Annotated in this window: 1 rRNA gene; it reads left to right on the forward strand. The window is 41.7% G+C overall.

Annotated features, from left to right (window positions below):
• Positions 1 to 142 precede the first annotated feature (142 nt).
• Positions 143 to 247, forward strand: a 23S ribosomal RNA gene (locus tag WA407_RS26560); the annotation flags it as partial.

Here is a 247-nt window from a genome sequence, read left to right on the forward strand (position 1 = left end):
TGCGTTTTAGAATATTCCTTTAAGCTGATCTTGTGTAAACAAGTGAAATAAAGGTAGCAGGTAAGGAAAGATCTTTTGCCTTTGGCAAAAATCATTCTTTATCAAACATCGACATTTTCTTTTTTTTTGAAAGAAAAGTCTAGGTTAAGCTACAAAGAGCACACGGAGGATGCCTAGGCGCCAGGAGCCGACGAAGGACGTGGCGAACAACGATAAGGCCTCGGGGAGCTGTAAGCAAGCTTTGATC

Source organism: Paenibacillus sp. 203 (assembly GCF_037027525.1).
Taxonomy (GTDB): Bacteria; Bacillota; Bacilli; order Paenibacillales; family Paenibacillaceae; genus Paenibacillus; species Paenibacillus polymyxa_B.